This window comes from Sphingomonas larreae, from assembly GCF_051400595.1.
Taxonomy (GTDB): Bacteria; Pseudomonadota; Alphaproteobacteria; order Sphingomonadales; family Sphingomonadaceae; genus Sphingomonas.
Genome location: NZ_JBLFFI010000010.1, coordinates 16,183 through 34,685, shown reverse-complemented (window position 1 = coordinate 34,685; position 18,503 = coordinate 16,183). Strand labels below are relative to the sequence as shown.

The window sequence follows — 18,503 nt, the reverse complement described above, 5'->3', positions numbered from 1 at the left end:
GCACACAATGATCCCATAAAAAACCACAAGAGAGAGGTTCGCCCATGTCCCCGTCCAAGAAGCTGGCCCTGACCGTCACCGCCGCCGCGGGGGTGCTGTCGAGCGCCGGCGCCGCGCAGGCCCAAGCCTTCTATCTGCAGGAGCAGGCGGCGCGCGCCGCCGGCCGCGCCTTCTCGGGCGAGGCGGCGGACACCGGCGCGGCGTCCTTGTGGTGGAACCCCGCGGCGATCGGCGGGCAGGAGCGCGCGGAGGCGACCGTCAGCGCCTCGGTCATCCTGCCCAAGGGCAAGGTCGACAACAGCAACACGCTGATCCGTCGTCCGCGCGGCACGTTCGCGCCGGTCGGCGGGGACTCGTCCTCGGAGAACCCGATCAACAACGGCGTGCTGCCCTCGGGCGCCGTCGCCGTGCCGCTGACCGATCGCGTTGCGGTCGGCCTCGCTGTCACTTCGCCCTACAGCTTCACCACCGACTATAGCGGAGACAGCTGGGCACGCTACAGCGCCGACCGTACCTATCTGCGCACCTTCGACATCCAGCCGTCCGTCGGTGTCGCGGTGACCGACTGGCTGCGCGTCGGCGGCGCTGCCAATATCGAGCATGCCGAGGCGAGCCTCACCAACGCTTTGCCGAACCTGGCCGCGGCCTTGCCCGACGGCAGCCAGAAGCTCGCCGGCGGGGGCTGGGACGTGGGCTGGAGCGCTGGCTTCCAGATGCACAACGACTGGGCGACGGTCGGCGTCAGCTACAAGTCCGCGATCAAGCACAACCTCAAGGGCGACCTGACCGTCAGCGGTCTGCTCGGGCCGCTCGCGGCGAACAACCGCGAGATCAACGGGGTCGACGCGAGCTTCTACACGCCCGCGCAGGTGATCGTCGGCGGGCGCTTCCGCGTCACCCCGGCGCTGACGCTCAACGCGCAGACGATCCGCTACACCTGGGAAAAGTTCGACGCGATCCGCCTCGGCGCGCCGGTCAACGCCGCGCTGCCGGAGAATTACCGCAGCACGTGGAGCTATGCGGGTGGCATCGACTATGCGGCATCGCCGAGGCTGACGTTGCGCGGCGGCGTGCAGCGCGCGCTGACCCCGACGCGCGACGGCGAGCGCGACGCGCGCGTGCCCGACGCCAACCGCTGGAACTATGCGCTGGGCGCTTCTTTCGACGTGACGCCGAGCTTCACGCTCGACCTCGCGGGCAATTACGTCGACTTTGCCAATACCATGATCGACCGCACCACCGCGGCCTATGCCGGCACGGATGCGCAGACGCCGGTATTGGTCAACGGCACGCTGACCGATGCGCGCGCACTGGTGTTCTCGGCGGGCGGCCGCTTTCGGTTCTGAGGAGGAGGGGAGGGCAGATCCTGCGATGATCCAGCCCGCTCGTGCGGAGGCGGCACTGAGCTCGTCGAAGTGCAGTCTCGAAGCACCCTTCCGCTCGGGGCGATGGCGCTTTGGGCCGAGATTCCGACAGGCTCGGCCTGTCCTCAGCGCGAACGATGTGCTGCTTAGGTTCTGATCCATTGGTGGTGGATCAGCGGGAAGCTCCCGCGGACGCAGGAGCCCAGAGCCACTAGCGTCGCTCCTGCGGCCCTGGGCTTCGACGTTCGCCGGAGCACGGATCGATTGAGTTGGCCTAGGCTTTAGGCAGGGAAGAGCGGCGACAACGCCCCCCGTTCACTCCCCTGCCAGCTCCCGCAGCAGCGCTCCGGCACGCTCCAGCCGTTCATGCGGTGCGTCGATCCGCTCGCGGAGCAGCAGCCGACGCTCCTTCGCCTCTAGCCCGTGCGCCTCCGCGTCCACCTCCACCCCGGGCCGTGGCGTCAGCGCGATCGCCGCTGGTCCCGCCGCCACCGCCGCAATGCTCGCGGCGCGCGCGTCGACACGCAGTCGCGCCACCGCCAGCAGCGTCCGCGCCTCGTCCGGCAGCGCGCCGAAGCGATCCTCCATCTCTTCCTCAAGCGCGTCGAGAGCTTCACTGTCGTCGATCCGCGCCAGTCGCGCATAGATCGTCACGCGTATCTCCTCGTCGCGGATCCACGTCTCGGGTAGCCGACCGCCAACCTCGAGCTGGAGCTCCGGCGTCCAGCGCTCCACCTCCTCGCCGCGCGCGCGGCGCAGCGCGCCCTCGAGCAGTTGTTGATACAGATCGATCCCGATCAGCTTCATGTGGCCCGCCTGCGTGTCGCCGAGCAGATCGCCCGCGCCGCGCATGTCGAGATCGCGCGCGCTGATCGCGAAGCCGGCGCCGAGCCGGTCGAACGCCTCCAGCGTGCGCAGCCGCTTCAGGGTGCGGGGCGCGATCTCATGCTCGGGATCGGTAACGAGCAGGACGTGGCCGCGCCGCGTCCCGCGCCCCACCCGGCCGCGCAGCTGGTGGAGCTGCGACAGGCCGAACCGGTCGGCGCGCCAGATCACCATCGTGTTGGCACGCGGAACGTCCAGCCCGGCCTCGATGATATTGGTGGCGAGCAGCACGTCGCCGTCGCCGCCTGCGAAGCGCACCATTGCCTCGTCGATCTCGGCCGCGGGCATCTTGCCGTGCGCCTGCACCAGCGACAGCTCGGGGACGAGCCGTGCGAGCTTGTCGCCGATCCCCGCCATGTCCTCGATCCGCGGCACGACGACGAAGCTCTGCCCACCGCGCGCGCGCTCGCGTAGCAGCGCGGCGCGCAGCGTCTCGGAATCGAACACGCCCACCGCGGTCCGGATCGGCTGGCGCCGCGCCGGCGGGGTCGCGATGATCGAGAGCTGCTGCAGCCCGACCAGCGCGCTCTGCAGCGTGCGCGGGATCGGCGTCGCGCTAAGCGTCAGAACATGGCCGGCGGAAAGCGCGCGCAGCTTTTCCTTGTCCGCGGTGCCGAAGCGCTGCTCCTCGTCAACCACCACCAGCGCGAGGTCGGCATAGTCGACGCCCTTGCCCGCCACCGCGCCGGTCCCGACGACGATGTGGATCGATCCGTCCGCCAGTCCGGCCTTCACTCGCTTCTTCTCTGCCGCGCTGCTGAGCCGCGACAGGCCGGCGACCGCGATCCCGAGCGGCTCGAACCGGCGCGCGAAGCTCTCCTGATGCTGGCGGGCCAGCACCGTGGTGGGCGCCGCGATCGCGACCTGCTTGCCAGCGAGCGCGGCGATGGCGGCGGCGCGCAGCGCGACCTCGGTCTTGCCGTAGCCGACATCGCCGATGATCAGCCGGTCCATCGGCCGGCCGGAGGCGAGATCGTGGCGCACCGCCTCGATCGCGCGCGCCTGATCGGCGGTCTCGGTGAACGGGAAACCCGCGGCGAAGCGCTCATAGGCGGCGGGATCGGGCTCGAGCACCGGCGCCTCGCGCGCCTCGCGCTCGCGCGCCACCTCGGTAAGCTGGCGCGCGCTTTCGGCAATGGTCGCGTCGATCTCGCCACGGCGCTTCTGCCAGCTCGACCCGTCGAGCCGGTCGAGCGTCACCGCGTCGGCGTCAGCGCCGTAACGCCAGATGCGATCCGCCTCGGCAACCGGCACGAGCCGCACGCCATCGTCGGCATAGCCGAGCTTGATCGCGTCGCCGTCGTCCTCGCCGGGCAGGCGTTCGAGCCCGAGCACGACGCCGATGCCATGTTCTTCGTGGACGACGACGTCGCCGACCCGGATCTCACCGGTTTCGAACAGCGCCAGGTCGGCGGGCGCAGTGGCGAGGCTCTCGCGCTCGGCGCGGCTGCCAAGCAGATCCGCGGCGGCGACCGCGAGCACGCCGTCGCGGCGGAATCCGCGATCCGCGGACAGGACGAGCCCGAGAAGCGCGCCCTCCTCGGCGTCGATCACCGCGGGCCAGGAGTCGACCGACGTGACCTCGTCCTTGAGCGCCTTGGCGACACGGCGGCGAAGGAAGCGCAGGTCGCGCTCGCTGCCAAGCAGGGCGACGCGGTCGCCCGCCTCGCGTGCGGTGCGGGCGAGCTTGGCGAACGCGCGCAGCGGCGCCTTGCCCTCGACGAAACGCGGCGGCGGATCGCCCGCGCGTTCGACGCTGGCCTGATCGCGTGCATCGAGCGCGGCCTGCCAGGCAGCCTCGTCGATCACGTCGGCCAGCGTGCGCTGCGGAGAGCGTTTTGCCGTGTCCGCGGCGAGCGCGAGAAAACGCCGTCGCCGCTCCTCCGCCGCCTGGCCAATCACCACGAGTGCTTCGGGAAAGTGATCGAGCAGGGTAGTGGAGGCGGAGGTGCTGGCGTCCACCGGATCGTCGGCCTCCGCCTTTTTCCGTGACGTCGGGGCAGCGATCTCAGGCTCCGCGACGCGGCCCAGCTCGCGTTCGTCCAATTCCTCGGTGGTCCGCTGGTCGGCGGGATCGTAGCTGCGCAGGCCCACGATCGTGCCGTCTGCGACCTCGATCCGCAGCGGCTGCGGCGCATCGGCGGGAAAGACATCGAGCACCTGACCGCGCAACGCCACCTCGCCGGGCTCGTCAACACGCTCGTCGGCGACATAGCCGATTGCGAGCAGATCCTCGTAGAGCTTGGTCAAGTCGACCGCGGCACCGCGACGCACCGCGGGGGGCTCGGCCTCAAACGCCGCGGGCGGAGGATAGGCGCGCGCCAGCGCCTCGCCGGTGGTGACACAGGCGACACGCGGGCGCTCTGCCCCCTTTTTCGTCAGCAGGCGGAGCCGCCGCAGCGCGGAGACGCGTTGGCCGACATTGGCGGGCGACGCTGCGGCCCGCTCTCCCGGCAACGCGTCGCTGCCGGGGCAGAAGATCACGCATGCCGCGGGCATGGCGGCGGCGAGCGCATGAGTCAGCGCGAGACCTCGCGCCTCGTCGATCGCGGCGATGAACAGGTCGCGGGTGGCGAGCAATTCTGACAGCGCAGCGGCGCTCTCGGCGACGCCGAGCTGCGGCGTCGGCAACGGGTCGGTCAGCGCCGCCAGCGCCGCCGCCTCTTTCTTGGTCATTTGGTGTAAACCCCTGATGTCAGGGGGCGGAACGAGCCTGATGCGGCGGCGTTCCCGTGGCTGAGCGATGCCATCACAGAGCGGGCCGATGAAATGAAGTTTGCTGCGATCGCGGTGACCATGGCAGCGGCGCTGATCGCGTCCCTGCCAGCGTCAGCGAAACGCCTGTCCCCGGATGCCGAGCTCGCCGACCTGCTCAAAGGCCGCGTCGCGGAGCCGGCGGTGCGCTGCATCACCCCGACGACCAACGACTCGCAGCGGATCATTGCGGGCAAGGCCATCGTCTATGGCAACGGACGCCGTATCTGGGTCAACGTGCCGATTGGACGGCTCGACACGATGCGCTGGGACGATGTGCTCGTCACCGAGCGCTTCGGCGGGCAATTGTGCCGCAACGACCAGATCCGCGTGGTCGATCGCTTCTCGCGGGTGCCCCGACCGATCCTGCGACTTGGCGCCTTCGTGCCTTATGTGAAGACGCCCGAGCCGCGGTAACGCCAGCGCCGAAGGTGTGAAGGGGAGGCGCGAGGTTGCGCCGCCGCTACCGGTCGTGCGACGGCATCGGCCGACGGCATCAGCCGCCGCAGCGTCGCTAAGTGGCAGTGCAGCCCCGGGGCAGGAGATCAGCGTGCGCGAACGAGCGGCCTATTGGCAGACGACTCTTCCGGTCATCCGCGAACAGACCAGCATCGCGCCGGCGATCCACCAGATCTTCTTGCGTGGCGGATTGCCCGATGCGCTCGCAGCGAACGTGGCGGCGCTGGCCGCGAAGAACCCGGGCCACACGCACCGCCTGTACGATCTCATCGCAGGCGAGCGTTTCATCGCGGACCATTATGGCGACCAGGTGCTCGCCGTATTCCGACGGATCGACCCCGCTTATGGCGCGGCGCGGGCCGATCTGCTGCGCTACCTCATCGTCTACGCGCAGGGCGGCGCCTATATTGACGTGAAAAGCTATCTCGATGCGCCGCTCGCGACCGTGCTGCGCGACGATGATCGCTTCATCCTCAGCCATTGGGACAATGCCGCCGACGGTGAGTTCCCCGATTTCGGCCGACATGGCGAGCTCGGACCGGGGCGCGGGGAGCTGCAGCAATGGCATGTGATCGCTGCCGCGGGGCACCCCTTTTTGCGCGCGGTGATCGCGGCGGTGCTGGCGAACATCGAGGGCTATCGGCCGTGGCGGCAGGGCGTGGGGCGAAACGGCGTGCTGCGCACCACCGGACCGATCGCGTACACGCGTGCGATTATGCCGCTGCTCGCGCATCACCCGCACCGATTGCTCGGCTCGCCGGGCGAGATCGGGCTGCACTATAGCATCGCCGACACCTACGATCACGGCGCGGTGTTTCCGCGCCATTATTCGACGCTCACGACGCCGGTCGCGGCGCTGCCGGCCTGGGCGCATCCGCCGGCCTATGTCTACGGCTGGCTCAAGCAGCGGCGCGGCTGACCGGGTGCCGCGCCGCCGTCCTCGGCTCAACCCGCTTCGATCACCTGGACACGGTGCTCCACGCAGGCGGCGATCAGCTCGGCAGGCAGCGGCTGGTCGGTGACGAGATAGTCGACCAGGTCGAGCCGACCGACCCGGACGGGAGCGGCCCGTCCCACTTTGGAGGCGTCGATCACCAGGATCACCTGGCGCGCGTTGCGCGCGATCGTCTGGGTGACCTGCACCTCGTCCACCGCGAACTCGAGCAGGCTGCCGTCGAGATCGATCGCGGAGGCGCCGATCAGCGCGACATCCACCTTGAAGCCATCGATGAAGCGCATCGCCAGCGCGCCCACAACCGCGCGGTCGCCGCGGCGTACCTCGCCGCCCACCGCGACCAGCGAGATGCCGTCGTGCCCGTCGAGCAGATCGATCACGTTGAGGTTGTTCGAGATCACCAGCAGGTCGCGGTGCGCGACGAGTTGGCCGGCGACCGCCTCGGTGGTCGTGCCGATGTTGATGAACAAGGACGCACCGTTCGGGATCAGCGCGGCCGCCGCGGCGCCGATCGCCGCCTTCGCGCCGGTGGCGACACCGCGACGCGCGGTGTACGCCAGATTGTCGACGCCTGAGGTGACCACCGCGCCGCCATGGACGCGCGACAGCAGCGCACGGCGCGCCAGGACGTTCAGGTCGCGCCGGATCGTCTGCGGTGTGACGTCGAAGCGCGCGGCGAGATCGTCCACCGTCACCCGCCCGGCGCCGCGCGCGAGCGCGAGGATGCGGCGGTGACGCTCCACCGCCGGGTCGGCGCCCTCGGGCACATCCCCGCTCACGTCGTCGGCACGGCGCGGGCGAGATAGGCATCGACCCGCGTCGTGGTGTCGGCGGGCGCGTGCAGGCCGAGCTTGCTGCGACGATACAGCACGTCCTCCGCGCTGCGCGCCCATTCGCGCGCGACGAGATAATCGATCTCGCGCGCGGTGAGCCCCGCGCCGAAATCCTCACCGAGGTCCGCAGGCGCGCTGGCATCGCCGAGCAGCGCGTGCGCCGCGGTGCCATAGGCGCGCGCGAGCCGTCGCAGCAGCGCGGGGTCGAACCCGGGATAGGCGCGCACCAGCCCCGCGACGAGCGACTCGAAGCCGTCGACCGGAAAGTCCCCGCCGGGCAGCGTCGCGCCCGCGGTCCACGCGCCGCTCGCCTTGGGAAAGAAGCGCGCCAGCTCGGCCATCGCGTGCTCGGCGAGCTTGCGATAGGTCGTGATCTTGCCGCCGAAGATGCTGAGCATCGGTGCGTTCTCATTGGCGCCCGCGGGGCCGAGATCGAGATCGAGGACATAGTCGCGCGTCACCGCCGAGGCATCGGCGGCTTTGTCGTCATACAGCGGGCGGATGCCGGCATAGCTCCACGCGATCTGTTCGCGCGTGACTGGTCGCGCAAAATAGCGCGCGATCGTGTCAAGCAGATAGTCGGTCTCGTGCGGCGCGATCGTCGCGCGGCCGGGTGCACCCTCCCACGGCTCGTCGGTGGTGCCGACGAGGGTAAAATCCCGTTCATAGGGGATGGCGAACACGATGCGGCGATCGGCGTTCTGCAGCATGAAGGCATGTTCGCCCGCGTACAGGCGCGGCACCACGATATGGCTGCCCTTGACCAGCCGCACCCCGCGATCGTCGCGCGCGTGCGGGACGCGGCCGAGGATGTCCGCGACCCACGGCCCGGCCGCGTTGACCAGCGCGCGCGCGGTGACGGTCCGCGCGCCGCGCGCGTCCGCGATGGTGGCGCGCCAGCCGCCGCCGCTGCGCGCGGCGTCGACGAGACGGGTGCGGGTGCGGATATCGGCGCCACGATCGGCCGCATCGCGCGCGTTGAGCACGACCAGGCGGCTGTCCTCGACCCAGCAGTCGGAATAGACGAAGGCGCGCCCGCGCTGTCGCAGCCCGTCGCCACGCGGATCGTCGGTCAGCCGGATTGTCTCGGTCGCGGGCAGACGCTCGCGTCCGCCGAGATGGTCGTAGAGGAACAGCCCTGCGCGTACCATCCAGGCCGGGCGCGGCGAGTGGGTCTGCGGCAGCACGAAGCGCAGCGGCCAGATGATATGCGGCGCCATCGCCCACAACCGTTCGCGCTCGATCAGTGCCTCGCGCACCAGCCGCACCTCGCCGTACTCGAGATAGCGCAGCCCGCCGTGGATCAGCTTGGTCGAGGCCGAGGAGGTGTGGGCGGCGAGGTCGTCCTGCTCCACCAGCAGGACGCGCAGGCCCCGGCCGGCGGCGTCGCGCGCGATACCGGTGCCGTTGATCCCGCCGCCGACCACCAGCAGGTCGGTGTCGATGTCGTCGCGTGTCTCGCCCTCGCTCGTCATCTCGCGAATATGAGCCGCGCGCGCGACGACTTCAAACGAAGATGTTGACGTTCGTTCGAACCGGGCGGACACAGGCGATAAGGGCCACGACGGCTCAGGAGAGGATTTATGGCGGAGGAGGCGGCGCCCGCCGTCGGCACGCTGCGCGGCGAGCTGATTTCGGAGATGCTGGCGGTGACGATCATCATCACGCTCGGCAACTCGGCCGCGGCGATGATCACGCTGTACGACCCGAGCCCTTATGCCACCGCTTACTGGGGCGTGTGCATCGCCTGGGGACTGGCGGTGACGATCGCGATCTACGTCACCGGCGCGGTGTCGGGCACGCACGCCAACCCGGCGGTGACGCTGGCGCTGACGCTGTTCCGCGACTTTCCCCGCCGCAAGGTGCTGCCCTATGTCGTCGCACAGGTGCTCGGGGCGATGATCGGTGCCGCGTTGGTGTATCAGATGTTCGGCCCGGTCATCGACGCCTATAACGCCAGCCACGCACTCACCCGCGCGCAGGGCGGCGCCGCGGGGGTGTTCTTCACGGCGCCGGGGCTGCACATCACCGCAGTCCACGCTTTCTGGGACGAGGTGGTGCTCACCGCGATCCTGCTGCTCGGCATCTTCGCGATCACCGACGAGTTCAACACCTCGGCGCCGATGGCCAATGCCAGCGCGCTGATCATCGGCCTGCTGGTGGCGTGCATCGGCGCTTCGGCGGGCTATCTCGAGGGCTGGCCGATCAATCCGGCGCGCGACTTCGGGCCGCGCCTGTTCTGCTGGCTGCTCGGTTGGGGCGCGTCGGCGTTCCCGGGGCCGGATCATTATTGGTGGGTGCCGATCGCGGGCCCGCTGGTGGGTGGCGTGGTCGGCGCGGGCCTTTACCAGTTCCTGGTCAAACCGTACCTGCCACGGCGCCGCTGAGGAGAGGAAGCATGGCCGAGACCAAGACCCCCCAGACGCGAACCCACGTGCTGGCGATCGACCAGGGCACCACCTCGACCCGCGCGATCGTGTTCGATCGTGACGCACGCCCCGTCGCCACCGCGCAGACCGAGTTCGCGCAGCATTATCCCGAGGGTGGCTGGGTCGAGCACGACCCCGAGGACATCTGGCGCGACACGCTCCAGGTCGCACGCGACGCGATCGCGCAGAGCGGCGTCGGCGCAGACGGCGTCGCCGCGATCGGCATCACCAACCAGCGCGAGACGGTGGTGGTGTGGGACCGTGCGAGCGGCGAGCCGATCCACCGCGCGATCGTCTGGCAGGACCGCCGCACCGCCCGGCTCTGCGCCGAGCTCAAGGCAGCCGGGCACGAGCCCGCGGTGCGCGCCAAGACCGGGCTGCTGATCGACCCCTATTTCTCCGCCACCAAGCTCGCCTGGATCCTCGATCACGTCGAGGGCGCGCGCGAGCGGGCCGAGCGCGGCGAGCTGGCGTTTGGCACGATCGACAGCTTCCTGCTGTGGCGGCTGACCGGCGGGCAGGTCCATGCCACCGACGTCACCAACGCGGGCCGAACCCTGCTCTACGACATCCGCGCGCAGCGCTGGGACGAGGAGCTGTGCCGCCTGTTCGACGTCCCGATGGCGCTGCTTCCCGAGGTGCACGACAACAGCCGCATCTTCGGCCACACCGCCGAGGGATTGTTCGACGTGGCGATCCCGATCGCCGGGATCGCGGGCGACCAGCAGGCCGCGCTGATCGGCCAGGCCTGTTTCGACACCGGCATGGCCAAGTCGACCTATGGCACCGGCTGCTTCCTGTTGCTCAACACCGGCGCCGAGGCGATCGAGTCGGAGCACCGGCTGCTCACCACGCCGGCCTATCGCCTCGACGGCGCGATGACCTATGCGCTGGAGGGCTCGATCTTCGTCGCGGGCGCGGCGGTGAAGTGGCTGCGCGACGGCATCGGCGTGATCACTCATTCCCGCGAGACCAACGACATGGCCACGCAGGTGCCGGACAGCCACGGCGTCTACATGGTCCCCGCGTTCGTCGGCCTCGGCGCGCCGCACTGGGACCCGGACGCGCGCGGTGCCATCTTCGGGCTGACGCTCGGCGCCACCCAGGCGCATCTCGCGCGTGCCGCGCTAGAGGCGGTGGGCTATCAGACGATGGACCTCACCGCGGCGATGATTGCCGACGGCGGCGCCGCGCCGGCGACGATCCGGGTCGATGGCGGCATGGCGGCGAACGACTGGCTGTGCCAGTTCCTCGCCGACCTGCTTGAGGTAGCCGTGGAGCGGCCGGTGCATCTCGAGACCACCGCGCTGGGCGCCGCTTTCCTGGCCGGGCTGGCGACGGGCGTGTGGGTCGACCTCGACGCGGTCCGTGCCACCTGGGCGCGGCGCGACTGTTTCGAGCCGCATATGGCCGCGGCCGACCGCGAGCGGCTGGTGGCGGGCTGGAAGATCGCGGTGGCGAAGACGCTGACTACGGGGTGAAGGGGCGCCGACGCCTCCTTCCGCCCTCAAGCGTCATCCTGAACTCTTGTCAGGATCCACCGTCCCGCGGACGCCTCCGTCGCTGAGTACGCCGCACCGTGGACCCTGAAACGAGTTCGGGATGACGGCAGCGAAGGGCCAGACGCTTGCCCCCCACCCCCTCAGAACAGCAGCGTCAGCGAGTAGACCAGCGCGCCCACAGCGGCCGAGGCGGGGATGGTGATCACCCAGGCGACCACCACGTTCTTGGCCACGCCCCAGCGCACCGCCGAGGCGCGCCGTGCGACGCCCGCGCCGATGATCGAGCCCGTGATCGTGTGCGTCGTCGACACCGGGATCCCCAGCGTCGACGCGCCGAACAGCACGATCGAGCCCGCCAGCGAGGCGCTGAACCCCTGGTGCTGCGACAGCCGCGTGATGCGCGAGCCCATCGTCTCGATGATCCGCCAGCCACCGGTCATCGTGCCGAGCCCGATCGCGACATAGCAGCTGATCGCGACCCAGTGCGGCACCTCGAACGGGCCCGTCAGATAGCCGGTCGAGTAGAGCAGGACGGTGATGATCCCCATCGTTTTCTGCGCGTCGTTGAGCCCGTGGCTGAGCGAATAGGCTGCGGATGACACCAGGTGCAGCACGCGGAACGATCGCTCCGCCTGATTGGCGGTGCGGCGCCGCAGCGCCCAGCTCGACAGCAGCATGACGAGCATCGCCAGGAACATCCCGATCGTCGGCGAGAGTACGATCGCGATCAGCGTCTTGTTGAGCCCGGCCCATTTCACCCCGGTCAGCCCGGCATGCGCCACGCCCGCGCCGATCAGCCCGCCCACCAGCGCGTGGCTGCTCGACGAGGGGATGCCCTTCAGCCAGGTGATGACGTTCCACGTCATCGCCCCGCCGAGCGCGCCGAAGATCACCGCCGGCGTCACCACCTCCTGCGCGATCAGCCCCTTGCCGATCGTCTCGGCGACGGCGTGGAGGCTCGGCACCGCCAGCGTCAGGAAATAGGCGGCGAAGTTGAAGAAGGCGGCGAACACCACCGCCTGCACCGGCGAGAGCAGCCGCGTCGCCACCACGGTGGCGATCGAGTTCGCGGCGTCGTGCAGCCCGTTCAGATAATCGAACGCCAGCGCGACCAGGATGAGGCCGACCAGCAGCGGAAAGGCGAGCTCGTGCATGGCCGCGGCTCAGGCGTGATCGATGACGATGCCATCGATCTCGTCGGCGACGTCCTCGAAGGCGTCGAGCACGCGCTCGAGATGCTTGTACAGCTCGCGCTCCACCACGAAGCGCAGCGTGTCGGTGCGGCCAAATTCGCCGAGCGAGCGCTTCAGCCCGGCGGCGTGCATCTCGTCGGCGCGGCCCTCGATGCGGATGAGCTGCTCGGTGAAGTCGTGCAGCTTCTGCCCGTTGCGGCTGACGTCGCGCAGCAGCGGCATGGCCGCCACCGCGAGCTCGGCGGCCTCCACCGCGGCCGCGGCCATCTCGCGCATCTCGGGCGCGAACTCGCGCACCTCATAGAGATCGATCGCGGCCGCGGCGGCTTGCATCTCGTCGACCGTGTCGTCGAGCGCGCCGATCAGCGTTGCGATCGCGCTGCGATCGAACGGCGTGAGGAAGGTCGAGCGCACCGTCTTGAGCACGTCGCGGGTGATGTCATCGGCGCGATGCTCGTGCGCGGCGATCTCCGCGATCATCGCCACGGCGTCGCCGTCACCGCCGACGAGCCTCGCCAGCGCGCGGGCGCCGGCCAGATCCGTCGCGGCATGTGCCTCGAACATTTCGAAGAAATTGCCCGTCCTCGGCAGAAGACGCTGGAACCAAGCGAACATCGAACTCCCATCCCCACCCGAAGGTGCTTGCATCCCGGTAGCCCGAAGCACGAGTTGCGCGCGGCGCCAAGCGAAACCGAGCGGCGCCATGGCCGACACATGTGACACTTGAGTTGCAGCGACCTGCGCCGACCCGTCCCCAAAACCGATAACCTGCATCAAACGACTTGTTTTTAAAGGAACATCTCGCCCCGCTCCAGCTTGATCGGAGGAGCAAGGAGAGACGCATGGCAAGCTATCCCAATGACGTGGTGCAGTCGCTGTTCGTGACCGGTCTGAAGAACGCGCACGGTGTCGAGCATCAGGCGCTGGCGCTGATCGACCGCCAGCTCGATCATCTCGCCAATTATCCCGAGGTGGCCGAGCAGCTGCGGCGCCACCGTGGCGAGACCGAGCAGCAGATCGAGCGGCTGGAGGAGATCCTCGCCAGCTTCGGCGAGACCCATTCGGTGCTGAAGGACGCGGCCCTGTCGTTCACCGGCAACATGGCCGCGCTGGCGCACGTGTTCGCGCCGGACGAGATCCTGAAGAACAGCTTCGCCAACTACGCCTTCGAAAATTTCGAGGCGGCGAGCTACAAGTCGCTGCTGACGCTGGCGGATGCCGGCGGGTTCCAGCAGCCGGTGTCGCTGCTCCAGACCTCGCTCGATGAGGAGCTGGCGATGGCAGCCTGGGTTGACGCCAACAACCCGGCGATCACGCTCAAGTATCTCGAGCGGCGCGCCGCGGGCGAAACCGCCAGCCACTGAGTCCAACATTCCTCAACATTCGCGCGGTGTCGCGGTGTTCGGCTAAGCGACGGTAGCAACGGTGTTATCGTCGCCTGGGCCGGCACCGCGGCAGGCGCGAATGTTGTGAATGTTGAGACGCCGGCGCGCTTCGCGCGAACGCTGAGACGCGCGCGGACATATGGAGTGCAGGCGTTGCCGGTCGAGCGTGGAACCGGCGACGATGAGACAGAGCCGGCCGGAGCGTGACAGGTGAGGGCGGTGTAGGACACTCCGGATCCTCCGCGGTACGGGGAGGAGAGCCGCCGACAAGCCGGTGGCGGCGGAGGCTCCTCCCGCAGCGCGGCGCTCGCGGCGGCGCCCCCCCCCCATCAGCCTAAGCTGCCCCGCTCCCCGTGCCGGGGAGGAATCAGTGCTTCACTGCAACTCGTGCCTCACACCATCACGAAGAACGCCGGCCCTGCCGCGAACAGTTCGTCCGCGGCGGCCACCTCGCCCGAGGCGAAGCGCACCTGCGTGTCGCCCCATTCGCGCATGCCGTGGAGCGCCACCGCGCAGCGCAGCGTCCGCCCGTCGCCGCGGCGCTCGAACGCCAGCAGGTGCGCCGCGCCAGCGCCGCTCACCGCCGCGGCGGCATAATCACCCTCGCGGAACAGCGCCGGGTGCGCGCGGCGCAGCGCGAGCAGGTCCGCGATCAGCCGCAGCTTGCGCGATCCTGCGCCCTGCGCGAGCAGCGCCGCCCGTGCGGCATAGTCGACCGGACGGCGGTTGTCGGGATCGACCAGCGAGAGATCCGCCAGCTCGGTGCCCTGGTAGAGATCGGGGACGCCCGGCAGCGTGTAGCGCAGCAGCACCTGCACGAGCGTATTCGCCTCCGCCACGGGGCGTAGCTCGTCGACCAGCGTCTCGATCGCGGCAATGAAGGTGTCGTCCGCCAGCCAGCGGTCGAGCAGCGCGTCCGCGGCGTCCTCGTAGATCGCGTCGGGCGCCTCCCACGACGAGCGCAGCTTGGCCTCGCGCAACGCCTTCTGCTGCCACGCCTTGACGCGACTGGCGAAATCATCGTCCGCGCCATCGTCGGGCCAGGCGCCGACGAGCGTCTGGAGCAGCATATAGGCGTCGGCCGGGTCGACCAGATCGTCCTCCGCCACCCAGCGCAGCGCGAATGCCTGCCACGCCTTCGCGCGCGCGCTTACCGCTGCCAGCCGCGCACGCACGTCCTCGCCGCGCTTGTGGTCGTGCGTCGCAGTGGTGAGCATCGCCTGCGGCACGGCGCGGGCGCGCTCCGCCATGACGTCGTGGAAGGCGGCGGGAGACAGCGCGAACGTTTCCGCGTCGAAGCCGACGTCGTTGCGCGAAAGCAGCCGGCCATAGCGATAGAAAGCGGTGTCCTCGACCGCCTTGGCGGCGATCGGCGCGGAGAGCTGCTGAAAGCGGCGGACCGCCTCGCGCGCGCGGGCGGCGTCGCCGGGGCCGTTGCCGGCGAGCCATGACAGCAGCAGATCGGTGATCGGCGCTTCGCCCGGTGGGATCAGCTCGGCGACTCGCGCGCGCACCGTCGCGCGCACCGCCGCATCCGCCGCGGGCGCGTCCGTGCCGTTGCCGTAGGTGCGGTAAACCGGAAAGACCCAGAGCAGCCGCTCGATCGCGCGGCGCAGCGCCGCCGCCGTGATGCCGTCACCGCCCGGCGCGGTCACGGCAAGCGCGGCAAAGGCGGCGACGCACGCGTCGAGCTGGCCCGCGAACTGCCATGACAGCAGGTCCTGGCGCGCCTCGAACTCCTCCGGTTCGAAGGTGGCGCTGCGCCCGCTGACGTCCTCCCACAAGGCGCCGAGCGGCTCCGCGGCTGCGGCGTCGTGGAGCAGGGCATTGACCTGTTCCATGAAGTCATAGCCGCTGGTGCCGTCGATCGCCCAATTCTCCGGCTGCGGTTCGCCCGCACCGAGGATCTTCTCGACGATGATCCACGCCGCGGCGCCGAGCCGCGCGCGCAGCTGGCGACAATAGCCGATCGGATCGGTGAGCCCGTCGACATGATCGACGCGGACGCCGTCGATCAGCCCCTCGTCGTGAAGGCGGAAATAGAGCGCGTGGGTCGCCTCGAACACCGCCGGGTCCTCCGCGCGGACGCCGGCGAGCTCGTTGATGGTGAAGAAGCGCCGCCAATTGAGCTGGTCGTTGGCGGTCCGCCAATAAGCGAGCCGGTAGTGCTGGCGCTCGAGCAGCCGCGCGAGCGGAGTCGCGCCCGCGTCGGCCTGGTCCTCGTCGCGGATCGGGAAGCGGTGCTCGCCATAGGCGACCACCTCCCAGCGACCGCCATCGCGTTCCACCGCAATGTCGCCCTTGGCCAGCGCCTCGGACAGCGGCGCGCCAAGCACCGGAAGCACGACGCGCTCGCGCCAGTCGATATCGAAGACGCGCGCATGCGGGCTGTCGGCGCCGCGCGCCAGCACGTCGCGCCACCATGCGTTATGCCCGCCCGCGACGCCCATATGATTGGGGACGATGTCGATGATCACGCCCATGTCGCGCGGGCGCAGCGCCGCGACGAGGGCGCGGAACGCATCCTCGCCGCCCAGCTCGGGATTGATCCGCGTCGGGTCGGTGACGTCATAGCCGTGGGTCGAGCCCGGCGTCGCCACGGTGATCGGCGAGGCATAGACGTGGCTGACGCCGAGCGCGTCGAGGTACGGCACCAGCGCCTCCGCATCGGCGAAGGTGAAGTCCTTGTGGAACTGGAAGCGGTAGGTGGCGCGTGGGGTCATCCGTGTCTCTCGGCGGTGAGCAGGCCGGTGCGGCGCGCGACGTCGCGCTGCGCGAGCAACTGCTCGGTGGGGGCGGGAAGGCGACGGCGCCAGTTCGGATGCTCGTCGACCGTCCCGGGCAAATTGGGCTGTTCCTCCTCGCCGAGCAGGTCCTCGACCGGTACGATCGCGAGCGGCGCCGGCGCGGCGGCGACATGCGCGAGCACGCGGTCGAGCGGCGGCTGCGCGGGGGGCGCGCCGTCCTCTCCCATCGCCTGCCACAATGCCGCGCGTTCCTCGCCGCGCTGTGCCTTGTCCTCCGCCGCGCTGGCGTGGCGCGAGCGGCGGCCGAGCCGCCATGCCCAGTCGATGTCGCGACCCTTCCACCAGCCCGCCACCGTGGGCGTGTCGTGCGTGCCGGTCATCGCCACCGCCATCTCGTCCCAGCCGGCGGGATTGGTGAAGTTGCCGTCGCTGTCGCGCTCGAACGGCAGCACGCGCATGCCGAGCATGCAGCGCCGCGCGAGTTCGTCACGGAAGCCGGGCGGGACGGTGCCGAGGTCCTCGGCGATCACCAGCGCGCCGGCGCGGTGCGCCTCGATCGCGACGATGCGGCGAAGATGATCGCCGGGCATCGTGAGATAGGCACCGCGGTCGGCGCTCTCGCCCGTGGGAATGACCCAGAGCCGCTGGAGCCCGAGCGCATGGTCGATGCGGATGCCGCCGGCGTGTGCCAGCGTCGCGCGCAGCGTCTCGATAAAGGGGCGGAAACCGGTGCGCTCGAGTGCGAAGGGGTCGAGCGCGGTGATGCCCCAGTTCTGCCCGTCCGGGCCGAGCGGGTCGGGCGGAGCGCCCACGGTGAGCCCGGTGAGCAGCTCGTCACGCGCGCCCCAGGCGTGGCTGCCGCCGCCGTCCATGCCGACGGCGAGGTCGGCGATCAGCCCGATGCGCATCCGCTCGCGCGCGGCGCGCTGCGCGCTGGCGAGGCCGAGATCGGCAAGCCATTGGAGGAAGGCGTAAAAGGCGACGTCGTCGGCCTGTTCGGCGGCGAAGCGGATCACCGCGTCCGAGCTGGGATCCTGATAGTCGCTCGGCCAGTCCTGCCAGCCGTGTCCGCCAAGGCGCGCGTGCAGCGCGTCGAAGCGCGCGTGCGCCTCGAGCGCGGCGCCGCGCTGGCGGCGGAAGGCGAGCGCGGCCGAGCGCGCCGCCTCGCTGGCGAGCGCATAGGCGCCGCGCAGCTGTGCAAGCCGCTCGCGCGCGGCGCTCTCCCACTCGATCAGCGCAGGCGCGGGGGCAGGCGGCAACGGTACGCCGATGAGGCCGGGATCGGCGAGCAGCACGTTGTGGAAGAGCCGGGTCGACGGCGAATACGGGCTGAAGCGGCTCGGGTCGGCGGGGAAGAGCGCGTGCGTCGGGCTGATCGCCAGCGCGTGCGCGCCGGCGCGCCCGAACGCGCTCGCCGCCTCCGCCAGCGCGCCGGCGTCGCCGAACGCACGCTGCTCGCGCGACTGGAGCGCGGGGATCTGCACCGCGGCGCCCCAGCTGCGCGGCGGCGGCTCGGGGCAGCGCCGCGGCGCGATCGCGAGTGTGTACGCGCGCTGGCCGACGAGCAGGCGATGGTAGCCGGGGCGATCGATCGGCGGGAGCCTCCCGCTGGCGTCGCGCTTCGGGGCGGCGCGACCGCCGTCCTCGAAGTGGAGTTCGACCGCCCCGGTGGCGTCGGCGGGAAGGTCGATTGCGGCGCCCGCATCGGCGGAGAGGAAGGGCGTCTCAGCGGGGGTCGGATCGAGCCGGTCGACGATCGCGGCGAGCACGTCGTCGGGCACGCACTGGGCGTTGCCGTCGGCATCCTCCCAGTCGCGGACAAGGCCGGCGGCTTCGGCTCTGGCGGTGAGGTCGGTCATGCGAGGGTGCCCGACGAGCGAGGCGGAAGGGCGGCTACGGGCGAGAGCACCCCGCTCCACACCCTCCCGTCATCCCGGACTTGGTCCGGGATCCACCGTGCCGCGTATTCAGGGGCTGGTGCGTAGGCGGATGGCTGG

13 protein-coding genes are annotated in these 18,503 nt (G+C 70.3%); 6 read left to right on the top strand and 7 right to left on the bottom strand.

Translation table 11 applies throughout. From position 1 onward, the window contains the following. The first annotated feature begins 44 nt into the window (after positions 1 to 44). Positions 45 to 1,346, top strand: coding sequence for an OmpP1/FadL family transporter (locus tag ACMGDM_RS19795; RefSeq protein WP_436805858.1), 1,302 nt, complete (start codon positions 45 to 47; stop codon positions 1,344 to 1,346). Positions 1,347 to 1,679: 333 nt separating this feature from the next. Here ACMGDM_RS19795 and ACMGDM_RS19790 read toward each other — a convergent pair whose 3' ends face one another. Then, entirely contained in the window at positions 1,680 to 4,925 is a 3,246-nt protein-coding gene (locus tag ACMGDM_RS19790; protein WP_436805857.1) for a helicase-related protein, read from the bottom strand. Between the two features lie 93 nt (positions 4,926 to 5,018). On the opposite strand from ACMGDM_RS19790, the gene ACMGDM_RS19785 reads away from it, so the two are divergent. Both ACMGDM_RS19785 and ACMGDM_RS19780 read left to right on the top strand, forming a co-directional pair. Continuing rightward, positions 5,019 to 5,420 (top strand): hypothetical protein, encoded by a 402-nt coding sequence (locus ACMGDM_RS19785; protein ID WP_436805856.1) that lies wholly within the window; start codon positions 5,019 to 5,021, stop codon positions 5,418 to 5,420. Positions 5,421 to 5,553: 133 nt separating this feature from the next. Continuing rightward, complete coding sequence (locus ACMGDM_RS19780; protein WP_436805855.1) at positions 5,554 to 6,381, top strand: glycosyltransferase family 32 protein; 828 nt, start codon at positions 5,554 to 5,556, stop codon at positions 6,379 to 6,381. Positions 6,382 to 6,407: 26 nt separating this feature from the next. Here the strand turns inward: ACMGDM_RS19780 and ACMGDM_RS19775 are convergent, their stop codons facing one another. Together ACMGDM_RS19775 and ACMGDM_RS19770 are read right to left on the bottom strand one after the other, a co-directional pair. Further along, on the bottom strand, positions 6,408 to 7,196 hold the full coding sequence (locus ACMGDM_RS19775; RefSeq protein ID WP_436805854.1) for a DeoR/GlpR family DNA-binding transcription regulator: 789 nt from the start codon (positions 7,194 to 7,196) through the stop codon (positions 6,408 to 6,410). Then, positions 7,193 to 8,725 (bottom strand): glycerol-3-phosphate dehydrogenase, encoded by a 1,533-nt coding sequence (locus ACMGDM_RS19770; RefSeq protein WP_436805853.1) that lies wholly within the window; start codon positions 8,723 to 8,725, stop codon positions 7,193 to 7,195. Before ACMGDM_RS19770 ends, ACMGDM_RS19775 begins: the two co-directional genes overlap by 4 nt. A 108-nt stretch (positions 8,726 to 8,833) precedes the next feature. Between ACMGDM_RS19770 and ACMGDM_RS19765 the strand changes: the two genes are divergently transcribed. Further along, on the top strand, positions 8,834 to 9,637 hold the full coding sequence (locus ACMGDM_RS19765) for an MIP/aquaporin family protein (RefSeq protein WP_436805852.1): 804 nt from the start codon (positions 8,834 to 8,836) through the stop codon (positions 9,635 to 9,637). A gap of 11 nt (positions 9,638 to 9,648) precedes the next feature. Next, positions 9,649 to 11,160: a glycerol kinase GlpK gene (gene glpK, locus ACMGDM_RS19760; protein ID WP_436805851.1), complete on the top strand. Its 1,512-nt coding sequence runs from the start codon at positions 9,649 to 9,651 to the stop codon at positions 11,158 to 11,160. A 161-nt stretch (positions 11,161 to 11,321) separates the two neighbouring features. Here glpK and ACMGDM_RS19755 read toward each other — a convergent pair whose 3' ends face one another. Together ACMGDM_RS19755 and ACMGDM_RS19750 are read right to left on the bottom strand one after the other, a co-directional pair. Then, on the bottom strand, positions 11,322 to 12,335 hold the full coding sequence (locus tag ACMGDM_RS19755) for an inorganic phosphate transporter (RefSeq protein ID WP_436805850.1): 1,014 nt from the start codon (positions 12,333 to 12,335) through the stop codon (positions 11,322 to 11,324). Between the two features lie 9 nt (positions 12,336 to 12,344). Beyond that, positions 12,345 to 12,989, bottom strand: coding sequence for a DUF47 domain-containing protein (locus ACMGDM_RS19750; protein ID WP_436805849.1), 645 nt, complete (start codon positions 12,987 to 12,989; stop codon positions 12,345 to 12,347). A 227-nt stretch (positions 12,990 to 13,216) separates the two neighbouring features. On the opposite strand from ACMGDM_RS19750, the gene ACMGDM_RS19745 reads away from it, so the two are divergent. Next, positions 13,217 to 13,738: a ferritin-like domain-containing protein gene (locus ACMGDM_RS19745; protein ID WP_436805848.1), complete on the top strand. Its 522-nt coding sequence runs from the start codon at positions 13,217 to 13,219 to the stop codon at positions 13,736 to 13,738. 413 nt (positions 13,739 to 14,151) lie between these two features. Here the strand turns inward: ACMGDM_RS19745 and treY are convergent, their stop codons facing one another. Both treY and malQ read right to left on the bottom strand, forming a co-directional pair. Continuing rightward, entirely contained in the window at positions 14,152 to 16,482 is a 2,331-nt protein-coding gene (gene treY / locus ACMGDM_RS19740) for a malto-oligosyltrehalose synthase (protein WP_436805847.1), read from the bottom strand. Continuing rightward, a complete protein-coding gene (gene malQ / locus ACMGDM_RS19735; protein WP_436805846.1) occupies positions 16,479 to 18,365 on the bottom strand; it encodes a 4-alpha-glucanotransferase in 1,887 nt (628 codons plus the stop codon). Before malQ ends, treY begins: the two co-directional genes overlap by 4 nt. Between the last annotated feature and the right edge of the window lie 138 nt (positions 18,366 to 18,503).

Excerpts from the sequence above, each read along its gene's own strand:
- ACMGDM_RS19795 (WP_436805858.1), top strand. The coding sequence starts at position 45 with ATGTCCCCGTCCAAGAAGCTGGCCCTGACCGTCACCGCCGCCGCGGGG.
- ACMGDM_RS19790 (WP_436805857.1), bottom strand. The coding sequence starts at position 4,925 with ATGACCAAGAAAGAGGCGGCGGCGCTGGCGGCGCTGACCGACCCGTTG.
- ACMGDM_RS19785 (WP_436805856.1), top strand. The coding sequence starts at position 5,019 with ATGAAGTTTGCTGCGATCGCGGTGACCATGGCAGCGGCGCTGATCGCG.
- ACMGDM_RS19770 (WP_436805853.1), bottom strand. The coding sequence starts at position 8,725 with ATGACGAGCGAGGGCGAGACACGCGACGACATCGACACCGACCTGCTG.
- ACMGDM_RS19765 (WP_436805852.1), top strand. The coding sequence starts at position 8,834 with ATGGCGGAGGAGGCGGCGCCCGCCGTCGGCACGCTGCGCGGCGAGCTG.
- glpK (WP_436805851.1), top strand. The coding sequence starts at position 9,649 with ATGGCCGAGACCAAGACCCCCCAGACGCGAACCCACGTGCTGGCGATC.
- ACMGDM_RS19755 (WP_436805850.1), bottom strand. The coding sequence starts at position 12,335 with ATGCACGAGCTCGCCTTTCCGCTGCTGGTCGGCCTCATCCTGGTCGCG.
- ACMGDM_RS19750 (WP_436805849.1), bottom strand. The coding sequence starts at position 12,989 with ATGTTCGCTTGGTTCCAGCGTCTTCTGCCGAGGACGGGCAATTTCTTC.
- ACMGDM_RS19745 (WP_436805848.1), top strand. The coding sequence starts at position 13,217 with ATGGCAAGCTATCCCAATGACGTGGTGCAGTCGCTGTTCGTGACCGGT.
- treY (WP_436805847.1), bottom strand. The coding sequence starts at position 16,482 with ATGACCCCACGCGCCACCTACCGCTTCCAGTTCCACAAGGACTTCACC.
- malQ (WP_436805846.1), bottom strand. The coding sequence starts at position 18,365 with ATGACCGACCTCACCGCCAGAGCCGAAGCCGCCGGCCTTGTCCGCGAC.